Genomic DNA, 18,997 nt, shown 5'->3' on the forward strand with positions numbered 1-18,997 from the left:
CCTCAGCGCAGCAGGCGCCTGGCCAGCTTGCGGGCGCGCTCATCCCGCGGCGGGTCGAGCAGCCGCGACAGGGCGAAAGGCCCGTGCCGCACCCGGGCGCGCCAGTCGCTGAAGCTGTCGAACCCGGCGCGGCCATGATAGCGGCCGAAGCCGGAGGCGCCAACGCCGCCGAAGGGCAGGGCCGGAAAGGCCGCATACTCCACGCAGCGCTCCTCGACGATGGCGCCGGAGCGGCTGTTGCCGGCGATGGCGGCGGCTTCCGCCCGCGTGGCGCCAAACAGGTAGATCGCCAGCGGCGCCGGCTGGCCCTGCAGCCAGCCCAGCACCTCCCCCAGCGAGGCCACTTCGCGCAGCGCCAGGGCGGGGCCGAAGATCTCCTCCCCCCCATGATCCGGCAGCAGCGTGATACCGCCAGGCAAGGGCGCGCGCCCGTCCGCCAGGGCTGCCTGCCGCGCCCGGTGGCGCGGCAGCACCGCGCTGTCCAGTGGCACCGCCACCTCGCGGCAGGCGGCATCGAACGCCGCCTCGCTGTGGCCGAGCAGCAGCACGGTATCGGGCGCCACGCAGGTCTGTCCGGCATTCATCGCCTTGCCGGCCAGGATGGCGCGGGTCGCGCGGCGCAGGTCGGCACCGGGCAGCACGATCACCGGGCAGCGGCCGCCCAGCTCCAGCGTCAGCGGCGTGAGGTTCTCGGCGGCGGCGCGCATCACCGCGCGGCCGGTTTCGGTGCCGCCGGTGAACACTAGGTGGTCCCAGGGCAGCGCGGCGAAGGCGGCGGCCACCCCGGCATCCCCCTGCACCACGCACGTCAGGGCGGGCAGGGTTTCCGCCAGGATCTGCTCCAGCAGCGCCGCCGTGCGCGGCGTGTGCTCGCTCGGCTTCAGCGCCACGCGGTTGCCCGCGGCGATCGCTTCCGCCAGCGGCCAGAGGGCAAGCTGGATCGGGTAGTTCCACGGCGCCATCACGCCCACCACGCCCTTGGGCACCGGCTCCACCCAGGCCAGCGACGGCTGAAAGGCCAGCGGCGCCAGGATCCAGCGCCGCCGCGCCCACCAGGGCAGCCAGCGCCGCGCCCGGCGGGCCGCCTGCGCCACCAGCAACACGTCCGCGATCCAGGTCTCCACCGCCGAGCGGCCGCCATAATCGGTATCGGCGGCGGCGGCCAGATCATCGGCGCGGCGGATCACCGCGTCGGCCAGCGCCTTCAGCGCGGCACGGCGTTCCGCGATGGCAGGGGGCGGGCCGGCCGCGCGCAGCTCGGCCAGCGCCGCGGCCGGCGTCATGCCGGGTTGGCGGGCGGGCCGCCATAGGAGCGGCCCTTCCATTCGGGCTTCAGCCCCAGCCCGCCGCCGAGCAGCGCGGACCACTGGATGGCCAGCGCCACGGCCACCGCAACGGGATGCAGCGGCACACTCCACCAGGGCTCGCGCATGCGCCAGGTGATCAGGCCGCGCAGGGTGAGCGACAGCGCGAGCGCCAGCACCGCCGCCGGGTGCGGCAGCAGCAGCCAGGGCAGGATGTGCGCGCCGCCCAGCAGCACCGTCCAGACCGGCAGCCCGAGCGGCGTCGCCATGCCTTCCCGCGCGTTCTTGCTGAAGCCGCTCCAGGCCTCGGCGAAGCGCCGGTACATGCGGCAGCCGGCAAGGCGGCTGCCATCCACCACCTCGGTGCGGAAGCCATGGACGCGCATGCGGCGGGCCAGCGACAGGGCATCGTGCAGGATGGCCGGGGCCGCCGCATGCCCGCCCGCGGCGCGATAGGCGGTGGTCTCCGCCAGCACCAGCTGGCCGCAGGCCGCGGCGAGCGAAGGCCGCGTGCCGCGACGCCCGCCCTGGGGGAGGTAGCCCAGCATCATCAGGTTGATCATCGGCACGGTCAGCGCCTCGCCCAAGCCCCCCATCTCCTGCCGCGGCACGCCGCTGACCAGGGCGATGCCGTGGTCCTCGGCATGCGCCGCCATGGCGGCGGCGGCCTGCGGGCGCAGCCGCACATCGGCATCGATGAACAGCAGGTGCGTGCCGCGTGCCGCCTCGGCCAGCCGAGCGCAGGCATGCACCTTGCCGGTCCAGCCCTGCGGCAGCGGCGGCGCGGCCAGCAGCCGCACCCGCGGGTCCTCCGCCGCGACGCGCCGCACGATGGCCGCGGTGCTGTCGCGCGATCCGTCATCCATTACCACCACCTCGATGGCGACGCCGCGGCTGGACAGGGCGGCGCGCAGGCAGCCCTCGATCTGCGCTGCCTCGTCACGCGCCGGGATCAGCACCGACACCAGCACCGGGGCCGAGGGCTCGCCGCGCGCGCGGGGCAGGCGGAACAGGTTGCGGCCGGCCAGTGCCCAGGGAAAGGCGGCCAGCGCCAGCGACAACCAGGGCAGCCAGCTCATCGCCGCCACTCGTGCCGGGGGTCGAAGCGCCGGCCGGTCAGGGCCGCGCGGCCGCGCCGCCAGAGATCGTAGATGCCGCCCATGCCTTCGCCTCCCTGCTCCACGACGTGAAACCGCGCCGGATCGCGCGCCACCGCGTCCCCGGCCAGGCAGTCCATGGTGCCGGCCAGGGCAGTGGCCAATGCCTCGGCGCGCGCTTCGCGCGGCATGGCGTGCAAAGCGGCGCCGGGCAAAGGGTTGCCAAAGGCGGCCAGCATCTCCGCCTTGCGTTCCGACCAGAAGGGATATTCCAGGGCCAGCGGCACGAACGTGGCGTGCGGCGCCAGTTCCGGCAGCCGGGCGAGGCCGGGGGCGATCGGCACGGGGCGCTCGCGCGGGTCGGCGAAGCGGCCGGGGGCGTTCATCCACAACATGTCGTCGCGCTCCGGGGCCAGCACCCGGCCCGCGGTGCGCAGAAACGCCACCGCGCCGCGCGCGCTGGCCGGCTCCACGCCGAACACGCCGATGCGCCGCATGAAGCGGTAGCGGGCCAGCGCCGCTTCCTCCATCGGGATGAACATGCGGCGCTCTCCGAACAGGCGGCGCGACAGCAACATGAAGGCGACGCCGTCCCACCAGGAGGGATGGCTGGCATACACCACCAGCGGCGCGTCGCCCGTTTCCGGGGGCAGGCCCCAATGCGGCACCCGCAGCGCCCGCATGTGGCGGCGGGCGAAGCGGGTGAACATGAGATCATAGAAGGCAAGGGCGCGGGGCGAATAGGCGGCGAGCGGGTCCATCAGCCGCGCCCCGGCCTCCGGGCGGGTGGCCGGGCCATGCCGGCCGCCGGCCTGCATCGCCCGGTCATTCCGCCGCCAGCGGCATCCCCCGCTCGCCGGCGCGGCGCGCCATCTCGTCCATGCCGCGCCCGCCCAGATCCTGGTCGAGCGAATCGGCGGCGATCCAGCCAGACATCATCACCATCGGCATGCCGGGCCCCGGATGCGCCGCCCCGCCGGCCAGGTACAGCCCCTTCACCGCGCGTGAGCGGTTGCCCGGCTTGAAGGCACCGGTCCACCGGCCGTGGCTGGCCAGACCGTAGATGGCGCCGTCCAGCACGCGGTAACGCTCATGGATGTCCTGCGGGGTGAGGGCGCGCTCGACCACGATGCGGTCCTCGATGTCCTCCATGCCGGCGGTGCGCTTCAGCTTGTCCAGGATCACCTGCCGATAGGCGGGCAGCATGGCCGACCAGTCCTGGCCGGGGCGCAGATGCGGCGTGTGGACCAGCACGTAAAGCGCTTCCCCGCCTTCCGGCGCCACGCTGGGGTCGGTGGCGGAAGGCGCGGCGAGATAGGCGGTGGGATCGGGCGCGGGGATGCCCTTCTTGTAGATGGCGTCGAATTCTTCCTCCGCATCGCGGGAGAAGACGAAGTCGTGATGCGCGAGGTGCTCGTAGCGGCGGTTCAGCCCGAGATAGAGCACCACGCCGGAACAGGCCGGCTCGTATTTCCGGCGCGGGTACTTCTTCGCCGCCGCGCCGCCCACCAGCTCGCCATAGGTGCGGATCGCATCCATGTTGGAGATCACTGCGTCGCAGGCGATGCGCTCCCGGCCCGCCCTGACGCCGCGCACAGCACCGTTCTCCACCTCGATCCCGGTCACCTCCACACCGGGGCGCAGGTCGGCGCCCAGCTCGGCGGCCAGCTTCGCCAGGCCCTCGGCCACGGCGCGGGTGCCGCCCTCCGGATACCAGATGCCTTCCGCCGCCTGCATGTCGCCGATGCCGCACAGCACCGCCGGCGCCAGATAAGGGGAGGAGCCGACATACTGGGTGTAGTGGTCCAGCATCTGCGCCAGCCGGGCATCCGGCACATGGCCGCGGATCACCTTGGCGACGGTCTGCCCCATGCGCAGCGCCAGCACGTCCCGCATGGTGTCGGGCGAGAAATTGGCCTTGAAGTCCAGCGTGTCGGCGATGCCTTCCACCGACTTCCAGAAGAAAAACTTCTCCGACACATCGTGCAGGTGGTGCGCGACGTCCTGGAACCGGCGGTAGCCATCGCCATTGCCGGGGGCGAAGCGGTTCATCGCCTCCGCCATGGCCGGCACGTCCTGTTGGAGGTCGATTCGCGTGCCGTCCTCGAAGAAACAGCGCCATTGCGGGTCGAGGCGGATCAGCGGCAGCTCGGCCTGCTGGTCGCGTCCCGCCTCGGCGAAGATGCGGCGCAGCACGCGCGGCATGGTCAGGATGGTGGGCCCCATGTCGAAGCGGAAGCCGCTGTTGGCGCCGGCGCCGGACGGAAGGTTCAGTACCGCCGCCTTGCCGCCCAGCCATTCGTTCTTGTCGAACAGCGTGACGCGGTGGCCGCGCGCCGCAGCGACCGCCGCCGCGGACAGCCCGCCGAGGCCGCCGCCGATCACCACCACATGCGACGAACTCATGCCACGCTCTCCTTTTCCGCCAGCGATCCGGGCACGGCCTCGTCCGGCGTGGTCAGGTCCGGCAGCCGCGTGCCGTTGCGCGGCAGGCCGAGATCCTGCAGCAGCAGGTCGGTGCTGATCCGCGCGCCCTCGTAGATCACCGGCAGGCCCGAGCCGGGATGCGTGCCGCCGCCCACCAGGTACAGCCCGTCCGTGTCGCGGAAGCGGTTGCCGGGCCGGAAGTTCAGCATCTGCCCGAGGTCGTGCGACAGGTTGAAGGTAGCACCATACCCGACCGCGAACTCGTCCCGCCAGTCCACCGGGGTCACCATGCGCTCGTAGCGGATGCGGCTCTCGATGTCCGGGATGCCGAGCGAGGCAAGGCGGCGCAGCGCCTCGGCGCGGAACAGCGGGGCGGTCCGGCTCCAGTCGGTGACGCCGCGCAGATTGGCCACCGGGACCAGCAGGTACAGGCTGCTGTGCCCCTCCGGCGCCATGGAGGGATCGTTGGCCACCGGGTTGTGCAGGTAGAAGGAGGGCTCGGCCGGCAGCAGCCCGGTCTCGATCTCGCGCAGGTTGCGCTGGTAATCGCCGGCCAGCAGCACCGTGTGGTGCGCCAGCTGCGGAAAGCGTCCCTCCACGCCGAGATACAGCATGAAGGTGGAGCAGGAATAGCGCGCCTTGGCGATGTGCTTGTCCGACCAGCGGCGGCGGCGCACCGAATCGGGGATCAGCTTCGGCGCAGCATGGGCGAAATCGGCGTTCATCACCACCGCGTCGGCCGGCACGAACTCGCCCGCCACCTCGACCCCGGTGGCGCGCTTGCCCTGGAACACCACGCGCTCCACCGGCGCGTTCAGGCGGAGCTGCGCGCCCAGCCGCTGCGCCACCTTGGCCATGGCGCCCGAGACCGCGCCACAGCCGCCGAGCGGGTGGAACACGCCGTGCTCGTATTCCAGGAAGCTCAGGATGGTGAACAGGCTGGGGCAGCGGAATGGGCTCATGCCCAGGTACTTGGTCTGGAAGGAGAACAGCAGCCGCGTGCGCGGATCGCGGAAGTACCGCTTCAGCTCGGCATCCACCGACAGGTGCGGGCGTAGGTGCGGCAGGGCGCGCAGCATGTCGGGGGCCAGCAGGTCGGCGGCCGAGGCGAAGCCGCGCTCCAGCACCGGGCGGAAGGCTTCCAGCTTGCGGCGGTTGTTGGCCAGGAAGGGCCTGAGATTGCGGGCGTCCTCCAGGCTGAGCTTGGCGATCTCCGCTTCCATCCGGGCCACGTCCGGCGTCGCGTCGATCACCGGCCCGTTGCCGCCGCCGAACACCAGCCGGTATTGCGGGTCGAGGCGCAGCATCGGCACCTCCTCGCGCAGCGAGGCGCCGCAGGCCGCGAAGACTTCTTCCAGGATGCGAGGATACAGGAAGAAGGTAGGGCCGAGATCGAAGCGGTAGCCGCCCTCGGTGGTCAGGGTGCGGCTGCGGCCGCCAACCACCCCGTCGCGTTCCAGCACGGTCACGCGCAGGCCGCGGGCGGCCAGCAGCATCGCCGCCGCCAGCCCTCCCGGCCCGGCACCGATCACAACAACATGCGGCCTGTTCGCGGAATCATCGAAGGCCGGCCGGCCCAGCGGGATATTCATGCCCGACAGCGTCTCCCTGTCACATCAGGAAGGAAGGTGCGGTCGATGGCAGAGTTGCCAAGAGGCAATATGAGGCGCTGGCCAGCAGCCGCGGCGCGATGCCATGGCTGCCGCGGAAGTCATCACGCCGCCCTGGCCGGCGGTGGCGCATCCTGCAGCGCCGGCGCCGCGCGGTCGTCATAGCCGCGCGGATGCGCCGAGCGCCACGCCCAGGCCGTGCGCACGATCTCGTCGAGCCCGGCATAGCGTGGGCTCCAGCCGGTGTCGCGGCGCAGCTTCTCATTCGACGCCACCAGCACCGCCGGGTCGCCGGCACGGCGGGGGCCGATGCTGTGCGGCACCGGGCGGCCGCTGATCCGCTCCACCGCCTCGATCACCTGCTTCACCGAATGGCCCAGGCCGTTGCCCACATTGTAGCGGACGCTGGGTCCGGTCTCGAGCGCGTCCATCACCCGCAGATGCGCATCCGCCAAATCGGTCACGTGGACGTAGTCGCGGATGCAGGTGCCGTCCGGCGTCGGGTAATCGGTGCCGAACACCGTCAGCGGGTCGCGCAGGCCGAGCGCCGCATCGATCGCCAGTGGGATCAGGTGCGTCTCGGGCTGGTGGTCCTCGCCCAGGCGGCCCTGCGGGTCGGCGCCGGCGGCGTTGAAGTAGCGCAGCGCGGCGGAGCGCAGGCCATGCACCCGGTCGGCCCAGTCCAGCGCCGTCTCGGCCATGAACTTGCTTTCGCCATAGGCCGAGCCGGGGGTGATGCCCGCCGTCTCGTCGATCGGCATGCGCTCCGGATTGCCGAACAGCGCGGCGGTGGAGGAAAGCACGAAGCGGCGGCATCCGGCCCTCACCGCGGCCTCGGCGAGGTTGGCGGTGTTGGACAGGTTTTCGGCGAGGTAGCGCATCGGCTCGCGCATGCTCTCGCCCACCAGGGACAGGGCGGCGAAATGCAGCACCCCGTCGAAGCGCCAGCCGGCGAACACCTCGTCGACGCGCCTGCGATCGGCCAGGTTGGCCACCACCAGCTCCACCCCGACCGGGACGGCGGCGCGGTGACCCTGCCGCAGGTCGTCGAGAACAACCACCTCGTCGCCCCGCTCGCGCAAGGCCAGAACGACATGGCTGCCGACATAGCCGGCCCCGCCTGTTACCAGGAAGCGCGCCATAGCTGTTCCTTCTGCATGGCCGCCGCCGGAACACGGCGGCATCGTGGATTGCTGCAACGCACCATAGCAGCATCGGTTCCGACATGCAGCGCCGCGCTGCAAGCGGTCACCAGCATGTCACCCGCGCAGCCCGGCTTCAAAGCGAAACCTCAACCATAACGGGAACATGATCGCTGGTCTGGATCCATGAGCGGGCGGGCTTGTGCACCTCGAAGCTGCGCAGCTGGCCGGCCAGATCCTGGCTGACCCATACATGGTCCAGGCGCCGCCCGCGGTTGGACGCTTCCCAATCCCGCGCCCGGTAGGACCACCAAGTGTACAGCTTCTCGGTTGGTGGCACGAAATGGCGCAGCGCGTCGTACCATCCGCCGGCCTGCTGCCAGCCATTCAGCGCCGCCACCTCGACCGGCGTGTGCGACACCACGTCGAGCAGCTGCTTGTGACTCCAGACGTCCTGTTCCAGCGGCGCGACATTGAGATCGCCGACCAGCACGGAGCGCTTCACCGGACCACGCGCCCTGTTCCAGGCGGTGGCCTCGGCGATGAAGTCGAGCTTGTGCGCGAACTTCGCATTGGTTTCGCGGTCCGGGATGTCGCCGCCGGCCGGAACGTAGAAATCATGCAGTTCCAGCCCGCCGGGAACGTCCAGATCGACGCCGATGTGGCGGCAATCGCCGCGTGCGCACCAATCCGGGTCGTCGCCTCGTACTCGGAACGGAACCCGGGACAGAATGGCGACACCGTTATAGCCCTTCATGCCGCGCGCCGCGCGGTGCTCAAAACCCAAGGCGGACAGGCCCTCGTGGGGGAACAGTTCATCCGGGCACTTGGTTTCCTGCAGGCACAGCACGTCGGGGCGCAGGGCCTCGATCAATCCGGTCAGCAAGGGTAGGCGCAGCCGGACGGAGTTGATGTTCCAGGTGACGATGCGAAGCGAGGACATGGCCCAGCCATAGGCCGGATGCGCGGCCTGGGCCAGAAGGCAAAAAAGTGGCGCCCGGTCAGGGGGGTGACCGGGCGCCGGGGGGATGCATTCCTGAAGGAATGGTCGGGTTTGGCTGGTTGGGGGACCAGCCGCCCACGCCCAAGAATGGGCATCGGCGAACAGGATGATAAGACCTATTTGCGCAACTCAAAAACGTTTGATTGCAACGCTTGAAAAAAAACTGTGTCTATTCGGCCGCAAGCGTGGCCGTCAGCTCCGGCTCGAACCGTTTCGCGGCATAACGACGCGCCGCCTCCCCGAAGGATTCGAACAGGCGGCGCGACAGCGCATCCTCCGCCCAGTCATATTCGGGGTGCCACTGCACGCCGAGCGCCAAGCCGCGTGCGCCCTCCACGCGGCCAGCCTCCACCGTGCCGTCCGGCGCCCAGGCTTCCGGCACCAGGCGCGACGCCACCTGCGCCACACCCTGGTTGTGCAGCGAATTCACCGGCACCGAGGCTGGCGACCAGTCGAGCCCCTGCCATTGCCGCGCCAGCACGCCATCGGCCGCCACCCGCACGGCATGCGCCTTGCCGGTGCGCACCTTGGGCAGCGCCTGGTCGGACGGGGTGGAATGATCCATCCGGCCCGGCAGGTCCTGGATCCGCTGGTCCAGCGTGCCGCCCAGCGCCACGTTCAGTTCCTGGAAGCCGCGGCAGATGGCGAACACCGGCAGGCCGCGCTCCAGCGCGCCCAGGATCAGCGGAATGGTGGTGGAGTCGCGGGCGGGATCTTCCGGCGTGCCTTCCAGATGCGGCGGCCCGGCATACAGGCCGGGCGCAACGTTGGAACGGCTGCCCGTCAGCATCAGCCCGTCCAGGCGCGGCAGCACTTCCGCCGCGACGGCGGAACCGGCCGCCGGCACCAGGATCGGGATGCCGCCGATCGGTCCGAGCACCACCTTGATGTAGTGGTCGGACACGGCGTGGTTGGGCATGGCGAAGGCACCGAAGGCCTTCATGCAGCAGGGAATGCCGATCAGGGGGCGCATGTCACCAAGGTTGCGCCGCAGGATGGCGCGATCAAGCCCGAAATCATGCGGCTTCGTGGCATCCGCGTTGCACCCCTGTTGCATCTGGGCCGCATCGGCCTGTTGGCCGGGCAGGAAGCGCCGGCTGTGGTCACGTCGCCTCAGCCATCCAGCTTCAGCCCGGCGCCGCGCACCGCCGCCTGGAACTTGGCCAACTCCTGCCGCAGGAAAGCCTCCGTGGAGGCCGGCGTGCTGGGAGCCGCGGGATCGACCCCGGCGGCGACTAGCCGCTGCCGCACATCCGGCTCGGCCAGGGCGGCATTGGCCGCGGCGCTGAGCATGCCCAGCACGTCCTTGGGCAGGCCGGACGGTCCGAGCAGCACGTTCCAGGTGGTGATGTCGAACCCGTCCAGCCCGGCTTCCGCCAGGCTCGGCACCTCGGGCAGCAGGGTGTGGCGCGCCGCTCCGGTCACCGCCAGGCCGCGCGACACGCCGTCGCGCAGGTGCGGCGCGGCGGAGGCCAGCACCTCCAGGGAGAAATCGACCTCTCCCTTGGCCAGGGCCTCCATCACCTGGGCGCCGCCGCGATAGGGTACGTGCTCGGCCTTCAGGCCCCCGGCCCGCGCCAGCATCGCTTCTCCGGTCAGATGGCCGATGCCGCCGACGCCCGAGGTGGCCCAGTGCAGCCGGCCCGGCTGCTCCCGCAGGGCGGCGAGCAGCGCGGCGATGGATGTGAAGCGCGAGTTCAGGGGCACCACCACCACCAGCGGTCCGCCACCGACCACCGCGACCGGGCTGAAGTCGCGCACCGGGTCATAGGGTGTGCGGTCGGGCAGGGCGGCGGGGTTGCTGCCATGCGAGGAGGCCGTGGCCATCAGCAGCGTCGTGCCGTCGGCCGAGCGGTGCCGCACATAGTCGCTGCCCACCGAGCCGCCGGCCCCGGCGCGGTTCTCCACCACGATGCGCACCTGCGGCCCGAGGCGGGGCGCCATGCGCTCGGCCAGGACGCGGGCCGCGATGTCGGTGGAGCCGCCGGCGGTGAACGGCACCACCAGCGCGACGGGGCTGGGAAACGGCGCCGCGGCGCGCGGGAGCCGGGCTGCCGCCAGCATGGGCGTGGCCAGGGCCGCCCCGAGAAGCAGGCGTCTGCGCATCTTGGTGTTCTCCCGTTTTCGGAACAGGGGAGCACCGTGCCGCGGCGGCCGTCAATGCCGCCGGGCCATGATCAGCGGTTGCGCTCCTCCTCGAAGAATCGTGGGTCGTTGAAGGTGAACAGGCGGCGCTCCAGCGGCATGCCGGTTTCAATGGCGGACAGCGTCACCCGCGTCTGCCGGCCCTGGCCGTCCACCACCAGCCATTGCCGCAATTCCATGGGCGCTTCGGAGAACACCAGGGTGATCCGGCCCTCGGCCGGGTTGTCCCGCCGCCGCAGGGTGATGCCCAGGGCCTCGCCGCTGCGCGTCACCTCCATCACCTCAATGTCGCCGCCGAACCGGATCTCGCGGCGCAGCAGCAGGCCGAGCGGCGTGGAGCCGACCGGCACCACCGAGGGCTGCTTCAATTCGCGGTCGTAGTAGAGGAACTGATTGTCGGAGGCGACCAGCAGCAAGGGCTCCGGCGGATCATATTCGAAGCGCATGCGCCCGGGCCGCGCGATATAGGCGGTGCCTTCGGCCGTGCCGCCATTCTGCGCCAGTTGCAGGAAGCGCGCCTTCAGCGTGGTGATGCTGTTCAGATAGGCCTCGGCGCGTGCCAGAAGGGCGGGCTGGTCCCGCGGCGGCACGGCGCCGCCACGCGGGCTTTGCGCCCCGGCCAGGGCCGGAAGCAGCAATGGCAGGGTCAAGGCGGGCAGGGCGGCCAGGAGGGTGCGTCGGAGCATGTGTTATTATCTGGCGCCGCGGCATGGCGAAAGAAAGACGCGGGCGGGACGAACTGGCGGCCCGCCGCCGAACCCGGCACCGTGGGAGTCGCCCAACCCTCCCGGAGAACGCCGATGTTGAACGGTCCCACTGCCCTGGTGCACGAATTCTACGCGTTGCGCCGCCGCAACGAGCCGGAGCTGCTGCGTCCCTGGCTGCATCCCGCGCTGCGCTGGTGTGAGCCGGAGGTCGGCCGCCACATGGGGGTGCTGCAGGGGCCGGATCAGGTGATCGACATGATGCACCGCGCCCTGGCCGCCACCGGCAGCAGCTTCCGGTTGGAGGTGGCGGCCACCATCGAGACGGCGACGCATTGCTCGGCCGTGATCCACTGGTCGGCCGAGAAGCCGGGCGGTCCGGTGCGCGGCCAGGAGATGGCGGTGTACGGCTTCCGGGGCGAACAGATCATCGAGGCATTCTTCTTCGCCGCCAACCTCGCTGACGACCACGCCTTCTGGGCCTGAGGCTCAGCGCAGCAGGCGCGGCAGCATCAGGTCGAGCCGCAGCCGGCCTTCCTGGGTGGCCGCAAGCCGGCCTTCCGCCGTCCAGCGCAGGTAATCCTCCTCGAGGCAGGCGGCGAGCATCTCCGGCTCCAGCGCGTCGCGCAGCGTGCGCCCGGTGCGGGCCTCCAGCCGCGCCGGGTCGATCCCCTCGGCCAGGCGCAACCCCATCAGCAGGGCTTCCCGGGCGCGGTCCTCGGCCGACAGGGTTTCCGTGGCGGTGACGGCATGGCCCTGCGCCTCGACCCGGGCCAGCCATTCTTCCGGCGCCCGGTGCCGGCGGAATGCCACCAGCCCGTCGCGCAGCGTAAGCCGCTGGTGCGCCCCGGCGCCGATGCCGAGGTAATCGGCATAGCGCCAATAGGCGAGGTTGTGCCGGCTTTCCGCGCCCGGCACGGCATAGTTCGACACTTCGTAAGGCTGCAGCCCGAACCGTCCCGCTTCCTCCGCCGTGGCGAGGTAGAGCGCGGCGGCATCGTCATCTGCCGGCAGGGCGAAGGCGCCCCGGGCGTATTCGGTGGCGAAGCGCGTGCCCGGCTCGATGGTCAGCTGATAGAGCGAGAGATGGTCGGCGGCGAGCGCCAGCGCCTGGCGCAGCTCGGCCCGCCAGGCGGCCTCGGCCTGGCCGGGGCGGGCGTAGATCAGGTCAAAGGACAGGCGCGGAAAGATCTCGCGCGCCGCTTCCAGCGCCGCCACGGCCTGCGCCGCGTCGTGCCGACGGCCAAGAAAGCGCAGCGCCTCGGCCTCCAGGGATTGCACGCCGAGGCTGGCGCGGTTCACCCCGGCATCGCGGAAGCCGCGCAGCCGGCCGATCTCGACGCTCGTGGGATTGGCTTCCAGGGTGATCTCGATGTCGGGCTCGGGCTCGAACAGCCGCGTCGCCTCGGCGATCACGTCCCACACCAGCTCGGGCGGCATCAGGCTGGGCGTGCCGCCGCCGAAGAAGATCGAGCCGAGCCGGCGCGGCGCCGCATTGCCGCCCGCCGCCTCCCGCGCCAGGCGGTCGGCCTCGAAACGCAGTTCGCGCAGCAGGGCGGCGCCGAAGCGGGCGGTGTCGACCCGGTCGCGCACATGGCTGTTGAAGTCGCAATACGGGCATTTCGAGGCGCAGAACGGCCAATGGACGTAGAGCGCCAGCGGCTCGGGCGCCGCAACAGGCTCGGGAACAACAATCATCACCGCGGCCATATGGGCAGGTCAGGGCGCCGCGTCGAGGGATGCTGCCGCCTCAGCCGCCCGCCGCCGCCCGGCGGCCCCCGAGCCAGCTGCGCAGCCTGCGGCCGCGGTCCGGCCGGGGCGGCGGGTCCGGCGATGGTCCGGGCGTGGCGATGGCGGGCGCGCTCTCCTGCGCCTCCTGGATCCGCCATTGCAGCAGCAATGGCTGGTCGCACTGCGGCAGCCAGTTCGCGGCGGCGGCGGCCAGTGGCCCGGCCTCCGCGAGATCGCCCCGGCGCAGGGCGAGCCGGCCGAGCTGCAGCGCGGCGAGGCCGCGTGCCGTGCTGTGCGGAGCCGTGTCCAGCGCCTGCCGCAGAAAGGCCGCGTCCTCCTCGCGCTCGGGCAGCTGCCACAGCTGCCCGGCCAGCAGCGGCTCGGGCAGCCGGGCGGCGGCGGCCAGCAGTGCCGCCAGCGCCGCGCCGGTCTGGTTCCGCTCCTGCAGCAGCGTGACCAGCGCGAGGTGGGCGGACGTGTCCTCCGGCGCCAGCGCCACCAGCCGCTGCAGCAAAGGCGTGGTGGCGTCTTCCAGCCCGTGCCGGCGCAGCGCCGTCGCAATGCGTTGCTGCGCGGCGGCGCTGCGCTCCAGGAGCTGCGCCGCTTCCAGCCAGAACGGCAGCGCTTCGGCGGCGCGGTCGCGCTGCGCCAGGCGCTGCGCCCGCGCTTCCAGCGCCATGCCGCGCTCCACCTGCAGCGAGCCGGGCGGCAGGCCGCAGGCCACGGCGCGCTGCCAGAGCCGCTCGGCCAGGGCGGCATGGCCCCGGGCCAGGGCGGCGCGGCCGACCAGCCGCGCCCAGTGCGGCGAGGCCGCGCGGTGTTGCCGCAGCGCCCGGCCCAGCGCCCCGGCATCGCGAGCGCGCAGATGCTCCAGCACGCGGCCGAGCATGGCGCTGTCGGCCAGGTGCCAGACCGTGGAATGGCCGAGAAACGGCAGCGGCAGCGTCGCGATCTCGCAGCAGACCGCGATGCGGGCCGCCTGCATGCGGTCCATCGGCTCATAGGGATCGACGATCTGCGCCACGAACGGCGCCACGTCCCCCGGCATCACCCGCATGCCGCCATGGCGCCCTGGATCAAAGCGGGCGTGGTGGCGCGGGTCCTCCGCCATGTCGGCAGGATCGATGGAGGCCTGCGGCGACACGGCCAGCGCCGCCTCCATCCCCAGCAGCCGGCCGTGCTTCAGCGCCGCATAGCCGCCCATGCTGAAGCCGTAGCCCAGCACCACGCCGCTCAGCCGCGCCCGGATCGCCGGCGCGGCCCGGCGCATCGCCTCGGCAGGGTACCAGTTCTCGGCCTTGGCCAGCACGCCCACGGTGTTGAGGCCGAGCTGCGCGGCCGGCTTCTGCCCCCAGAAGACCGGCCCTTCCGGGCCCGTCGCGGGCCGGTCGGTCAGGCCACCAAAGGTGACGAGGCTGCGGTCGCCGGCGCCCGGCTGGTGCACCGCCTGGACGGCGTCATCCTCGTAGATGATCTCAGCGGGTGGCAAGGCGGACGGTCATGGTCATGATGGCCCCGCAGTGTACTGCCCGCTCCGGTGGCGAAGCCAGAGGATCTTTCAACCGACCTACAGGGCGGCGCGCGCGAAATCGTCACATCGCGGCGGCGGGTTTGGCTTGACCCGGCGGGAAGCCATCCGCAACTCTCCGAAAGCATGATGCGGCCCCGATCGCTGGACGATTCTGCGGTCCCGGGGAGCCTGGACGCTTGACCCGCGGCCACGCGCCCCGCACATCCGCCCGGCCTGCCGCCCCCCACCGGGGTGGCCCCGGCTGGTGTGCGCCGCCGGGTTCCGCCCTTCCGGATTCCCCGCGTCATGACCTCCTCGTCCCCGATCACGGCCTCGGCCAACCGCAAGAAGCTGTTCATCCGCACCTGGGGCTGCCAGATGAACGTGTATGACAGCACCCGCATGGCGGATGTGCTGGCGCCCCTCGGCTACGGCCCCGCCGCCACGCCGGAGGAGGCCGACATGGTCATCCTCAACACCTGCCACATCCGCGAGAAGGCATCGGAGAAGGTGTTCTCCGATCTCGGCCGGCTGCGGCTGCTGAAGCATGAGCGGGAAGCCGCGGGGCAGAAGATGGTGCTGGCCGTGGCCGGCTGCGTCGCCCAGGCGGAAGGCGCCGAGATCACCGCCCGCGCGCCATGGGTGGACATCGTGCTCGGCCCGCAGACCTATCACCGCCTGCCGGAGATGGTGGCGCGCGCGTCCCGCGCCGCCGGCGCCCAGATCGATACCGACTTTCCGGTGGAACAGAAATTCGACCTGCTGCCGGACGTGTCGGCCAGCCAGGGGCCGACCGCCTTCCTGACCATCCAGGAGGGCTGCGACAAGTTCTGCTCCTTCTGCGTGGTGCCCTACACCCGTGGCGCCGAGTTCTCGCGCCCGGTGGCGGCCATCCTGGCGGAGGCGCGGCGGCTGGTGGCCGGCGGCGCGCGGGAGATCACGCTGCTCGGGCAGAACGTGAATGCCTGGCATGGCGAGGCCCCCGACGGCGCCACCTGGACGTTGTCCCGCCTGTTGTACGCGCTGGCCGAGATCGATGGGCTGGCCCGCCTCCGCTACACCACCAGCCACCCGCGCGACATGGACGACGCGCTGATCCAGGCGCATGGCCGCATCCCGCAGCTGATGCCCTTCCTGCACCTGCCGGTGCAGAGCGGCTCGGACCGGGTGCTGGCCGCGATGAACCGCCAGCACAAGGCGGATCTGTTCGTCCGCATTGCCGACCGGCTGCGCGAGGCGCGGCCGGACCTAGCGCTGTCCTCCGACTTCATCGTCGGCCATCCGGGCGAGACTGACGCTGACCATGCCGCCACGATGGCGCTGGTGGAGAAGGTGGGCTTTGCCCTGGCCTATTCCTTCAAGTATTCGCCGCGTCCCGGCACGCCCGCCTCCGGCCAGCCGCTGCAGGTGGCCGAGGCGGTGAAGGATGCCCGGCTGCAGGAGCTGCAGGCGCTGCTGCGGCAACAGCAGGACGGTTTCAACCGCGACTGCGTCGGGCGCGAATGCGATATCCTGTTCACCGGCCCGGCACGCCATCCCGGCCAGATGGCCGGGCGCACCCCCTGGCTGCAACCGGTTCACGTCATGGCTCCCGCGCATCTGGCGGGACGCCTGGAGAGGGTGCGGATCGACGCCGCGCACCCCAATTCCTTGTCCGCCACCTTGCTCAATGAGAAGGAGCTTGCGACCGCTTGAGCAACACCGCCCCCATCGCGCTGCGGGCCGATCCCCGCGCGCTGAACCGGCCCCTGCTGGCTGACACCGTGTCGGCCGCCCGCACCGTCACGCTGCAGTTCGACGACAACGCGCTGCTGCCGTTGTTGTTCGGCGAGCATGACCGGCACCTCGCGCGCATCGAGCAGCGCCTGGGCGTGCGACTGGCCTGCCGCGGCAACCGCCTGTCGATCATCGGCGGTGCCGAGGCGGCCGAGGTGGCCGAGGTGGCGATCCGCTCCCTGTGGCGGCAACTGGAAAGGAATGAGGTGGTGGGCATGGCCGAGGTCGAGACGGCGCTGCGCCTGGCGGAAGGCGCTCCCGAAGCCCGCGCACGCGAGAAGCGGAGCGACAGCGAGCCGCGCCTGCCGCTGGCCGACCTGCCCGCGATCCGCACCCGCAAGGGCGCCATCGCGCCGCGCTCGCACGCCCAGGCGGCCTATATCGACCAGCTCGCCAAGGCCGACATGGTGTTCGGCATCGGCCCGGCCGGCACCGGCAAGACCTATCTCGCCGTGGCGCAGGGCGTGGCGCTGCTGCTGGCCGGGCGTGTTGACCGCATCGTGCTGAGCCGGCCGGCGGTGGAGGCCGGGGAACGCCTGGGCTTCCTGCCCGGCGACATGAAGGAGAAGGTCGATCCCTATCTCCGCCCGCTCTACGACGCGCTGCACGACATGATGCCGGCCGACCAGGTGGCGCGCCGCATCGCCTCGGGCGAGATCGAGATCGCGCCGCTGGCCTTCATGCGCGGCCGGACGCTGGCGCATTGCTACGCCATCCTGGACGAGGCGCAGAACACCACCCCGGCGCAGATCAAGATGTTCCTCACCCGCATGGGCGAGGGCACCAAGATGGTGATCACCGGCGACCCGACTCAGGTCGACCTGCCGCCCGGCCAGCGCTCCGGCCTGGTCGAGGCGCTCGCCATCCTGGATGGCGTGAGCGGCATCGGCGTGTCCCGTTTCGCCGAGGCCGACGTGGTGCGACATCCGCTGGTAGCGAAGATCGTTGCCGCGTATAACCGGGCCGATCAATCGGCCGGTGGCGCACCCGCAAGGGCGGGTGCGCCGGTACGGCGCCGGGACGGGAATGGCCCGCCACGGCCGGAAGGAGAGTGATGGAACCGGGAAGTTCTAGGCCCGGCCACGGCGACGTGGTCGGGCAATCCACACCGGAGGTGGTCGTGCTGATCGACGCTCCGGCCTGGCGTGCGGCGGTGCCGCGTGCCGAGTCCCTGGCGCGCCGTGCCGCCGAAGCTGCCTGGGCCGAGATGGCCGGCGACGGCTTCCTCCGCGGGCCGCACGGCGATGCCGCCCCGGTGGGCGCGCCGGCCGGGGGCATGACGGTCCTGCTGACGGACGACCGGGCGGTGAAGCGGCTGAACGCCGACCATCGCGGCAAGAACAAGCCCACCAACGTGCTGTCCTTTCCCGGCGAAGGCTTCGGCCATCTCGGCGACGTCGCCCTCGGCCTGGGCGTGGTGCGGCGCGAGGCGCGGGACGCCGGCCGCAAGGTCGCGACCCACCTGGCGCACCTCGTGGCGCATGGCACGCTGCACCTCGGCGGCCACGACCACATCGCCGCCGGCGAGGCCCGCCGCATGGAGCGCGCCGAGGCCCGCATCATGCGCCGGCTCGGCCTGCCCAACCCCTGGCGGGGGGTGTCATGAGCGAGGCGCGCGAGGTCCGCGAGGGCATCCTGTGGCGGCTGCAGGGCCTGCTGCGGCGAAAGAACGCCGAAACGGTGCGCGACCAGATGGAAGCCCTGGTGGAGGGCCGCGAGCACCACGAGCACCACGAGCATGAAGGCCCGCCACGCCCCGACCTGGACCTGCAGGAACGGGCCATGCTGCGCAACGTGCTGAAGCTGCGCGGCAAGACGGCCAATGACGTGATGGTGCCGCGCGCCGACATCGTCGCCATGCCCGAGGACCTGACCCTGGAACAGGCGATCCGCCTGATCCAGCGCGAGGGCCACAGCCGCTTTCCGGTCTACCGGGAACAGCTCGACGACATCGTCGGCATGGTCCACATCAAGGACGTGTTCGCCAGCGTCGGCCGCGACGCGCCCTTCTCCATGGCGGCGGTGCTGCGCAAGCCGCTCTTCGTGGTGCCCTCGGTTCCGGTGCTGGACCTGCTGCTGCAGATGCGGCAGGCGCGCATGCATCTGGCGCTGGTGGTGGACGAATATGGCGGCATCGACGGCCTGGTGACCATCGAGGATCTGGTGGAAACCATTACCGGCGATATCTCGGACGAGCATGACGAGGACGTGGCGCCGCAGATCGTCGAGCGGACGGACGGGCTGATCGACCTCGATGCCCGCACGCCGATCGAGATGTTCGAGGAGAAGGTCGGCCCGCTGCTGACCGAGGACGAGCGGGAGCAGGACATCGACACGGTGGGCGGCCTGGTGTTCACCCTGGCCGGCCGGGTGCCGGCCAAGGGGGAGCTGGTGTCGCATTCCTCCGGCGTCGAGTTCCGCGTGCTGGATGCCGACCCGCGCCGCATACGCCGGCTGCGGCTGCGCCGTCCAGGCGTTCACGCGCAGCAGCCCCGCGCCGCCGCGGAGTGAGGCGCCCACCCGTCCGGCGGCGGGAATGACGATCAGG

17 protein-coding genes are annotated in these 18,997 nt (G+C 71.6%); 5 read left to right on the forward strand and 12 right to left on the reverse strand.

Annotation, left to right across the window (positions count from 1 at the left end; all coding sequences use genetic code 11):
• Positions 1-2: 2 nt before the first annotated feature.
• From D2K64_RS12700 to D2K64_RS12745, 10 genes are all read right to left on the reverse strand, one after another.
• Entirely contained in the window at positions 3-1,283 is a 1,281-nt protein-coding gene (locus D2K64_RS12700; RefSeq protein ID WP_162306190.1) for an aldehyde dehydrogenase family protein, read from the reverse strand.
• A complete protein-coding gene (locus tag D2K64_RS12705; protein ID WP_120008739.1) occupies positions 1,280-2,383 on the reverse strand; it encodes a glycosyltransferase family 2 protein in 1,104 nt (367 codons plus the stop codon). The genes D2K64_RS12700 and D2K64_RS12705 overlap by 4 nt, the downstream gene beginning before the upstream one ends.
• Positions 2,380-3,219 carry a lysophospholipid acyltransferase family protein gene (locus D2K64_RS12710; protein WP_238384163.1) on the reverse strand — a complete coding sequence of 280 codons (840 nt, stop codon included), beginning with the start codon at positions 3,217-3,219 and terminating at the stop codon, positions 2,380-2,382. Before D2K64_RS12710 ends, D2K64_RS12705 begins: the two co-directional genes overlap by 4 nt.
• A 7-nt stretch (positions 3,220-3,226) precedes the next feature.
• Positions 3,227-4,807 carry a phytoene desaturase family protein gene (locus tag D2K64_RS12715; RefSeq protein ID WP_120008740.1) on the reverse strand — a complete coding sequence of 527 codons (1,581 nt, stop codon included), beginning with the start codon at positions 4,805-4,807 and terminating at the stop codon, positions 3,227-3,229.
• Positions 4,804-6,420 (reverse strand): phytoene desaturase family protein, encoded by a 1,617-nt coding sequence (gene crtI / locus D2K64_RS12720; RefSeq protein ID WP_120008741.1) that lies wholly within the window; start codon positions 6,418-6,420, stop codon positions 4,804-4,806. Before crtI ends, D2K64_RS12715 begins: the two co-directional genes overlap by 4 nt.
• A gap of 122 nt (positions 6,421-6,542) precedes the next feature.
• The gene (galE, locus tag D2K64_RS12725; protein WP_120008742.1) at positions 6,543-7,580 is read right to left on the reverse strand and encodes a UDP-glucose 4-epimerase GalE; all 1,038 of its coding nucleotides are present in this window, start codon (positions 7,578-7,580) and stop codon (positions 6,543-6,545) included.
• A 136-nt stretch (positions 7,581-7,716) separates the two neighbouring features.
• Complete coding sequence (locus D2K64_RS12730) at positions 7,717-8,523, reverse strand: exodeoxyribonuclease III (RefSeq protein ID WP_120008743.1); 807 nt, start codon at positions 8,521-8,523, stop codon at positions 7,717-7,719.
• A 229-nt stretch (positions 8,524-8,752) separates the two neighbouring features.
• On the reverse strand, positions 8,753-9,556 hold the full coding sequence (locus tag D2K64_RS12735; protein ID WP_120008783.1) for a gamma-glutamyl-gamma-aminobutyrate hydrolase family protein: 804 nt from the start codon (positions 9,554-9,556) through the stop codon (positions 8,753-8,755).
• A gap of 140 nt (positions 9,557-9,696) precedes the next feature.
• Positions 9,697-10,689 (reverse strand): Bug family tripartite tricarboxylate transporter substrate binding protein, encoded by a 993-nt coding sequence (locus tag D2K64_RS12740; RefSeq protein WP_120008744.1) that lies wholly within the window; start codon positions 10,687-10,689, stop codon positions 9,697-9,699.
• Between the two features lie 71 nt (positions 10,690-10,760).
• Positions 10,761-11,414, reverse strand: a complete 654-nt coding sequence (locus D2K64_RS12745) for a LolA family protein (RefSeq protein ID WP_120008745.1) — start codon at positions 11,412-11,414, stop codon at positions 10,761-10,763.
• Positions 11,415-11,528: 114 nt separating this feature from the next.
• Here D2K64_RS12745 and D2K64_RS12750 point away from each other — a divergent pair, with 114 nt between their 5' ends.
• Entirely contained in the window at positions 11,529-11,918 is a 390-nt protein-coding gene (locus tag D2K64_RS12750) for a nuclear transport factor 2 family protein (protein WP_120008746.1), read from the forward strand.
• Between the two features lie 3 nt (positions 11,919-11,921).
• Here the strand turns inward: D2K64_RS12750 and hemW are convergent, their stop codons facing one another.
• Both hemW and D2K64_RS12760 read right to left on the reverse strand, forming a co-directional pair.
• On the reverse strand, positions 11,922-13,142 hold the full coding sequence (gene hemW / locus D2K64_RS12755; RefSeq protein WP_238384164.1) for a radical SAM family heme chaperone HemW: 1,221 nt from the start codon (positions 13,140-13,142) through the stop codon (positions 11,922-11,924).
• A gap of 40 nt (positions 13,143-13,182) precedes the next feature.
• Positions 13,183-14,652, reverse strand: coding sequence for a tetratricopeptide repeat protein (locus D2K64_RS12760; RefSeq protein WP_120008747.1), 1,470 nt, complete (start codon positions 14,650-14,652; stop codon positions 13,183-13,185).
• A 327-nt stretch (positions 14,653-14,979) separates the two neighbouring features.
• On the opposite strand from D2K64_RS12760, the gene miaB reads away from it, so the two are divergent.
• Genes miaB through D2K64_RS12780 form a run of 4 tightly spaced genes read left to right on the forward strand, consistent with a single transcriptional unit; the run spans position 14,980 to position 18,960 of the window.
• Positions 14,980-16,368, forward strand: a complete 1,389-nt coding sequence (miaB, locus tag D2K64_RS12765) for a tRNA (N6-isopentenyl adenosine(37)-C2)-methylthiotransferase MiaB (RefSeq protein ID WP_120008748.1) — start codon at positions 14,980-14,982, stop codon at positions 16,366-16,368.
• Between the two features lie 41 nt (positions 16,369-16,409).
• A complete protein-coding gene (locus D2K64_RS12770; protein WP_120008785.1) occupies positions 16,410-17,504 on the forward strand; it encodes a PhoH family protein in 1,095 nt (364 codons plus the stop codon).
• Positions 17,504-18,055 carry an rRNA maturation RNase YbeY gene (ybeY, locus tag D2K64_RS12775; RefSeq protein ID WP_120008749.1) on the forward strand — a complete coding sequence of 184 codons (552 nt, stop codon included), beginning with the start codon at positions 17,504-17,506 and terminating at the stop codon, positions 18,053-18,055. Before D2K64_RS12770 ends, ybeY begins: the two co-directional genes overlap by 1 nt.
• Complete coding sequence (locus D2K64_RS12780) at positions 18,052-18,960, forward strand: hemolysin family protein (RefSeq protein WP_120008750.1); 909 nt, start codon at positions 18,052-18,054, stop codon at positions 18,958-18,960. Before ybeY ends, D2K64_RS12780 begins: the two co-directional genes overlap by 4 nt.
• Positions 18,961-18,997: the final 37 nt, after the last annotated feature.

The sequence above is a fragment of the Teichococcus vastitatis genome, from assembly GCF_003604215.1.
GTDB classification, from domain to species: domain Bacteria; phylum Pseudomonadota; class Alphaproteobacteria; order Acetobacterales; family Acetobacteraceae; genus Pseudoroseomonas; species Pseudoroseomonas vastitatis.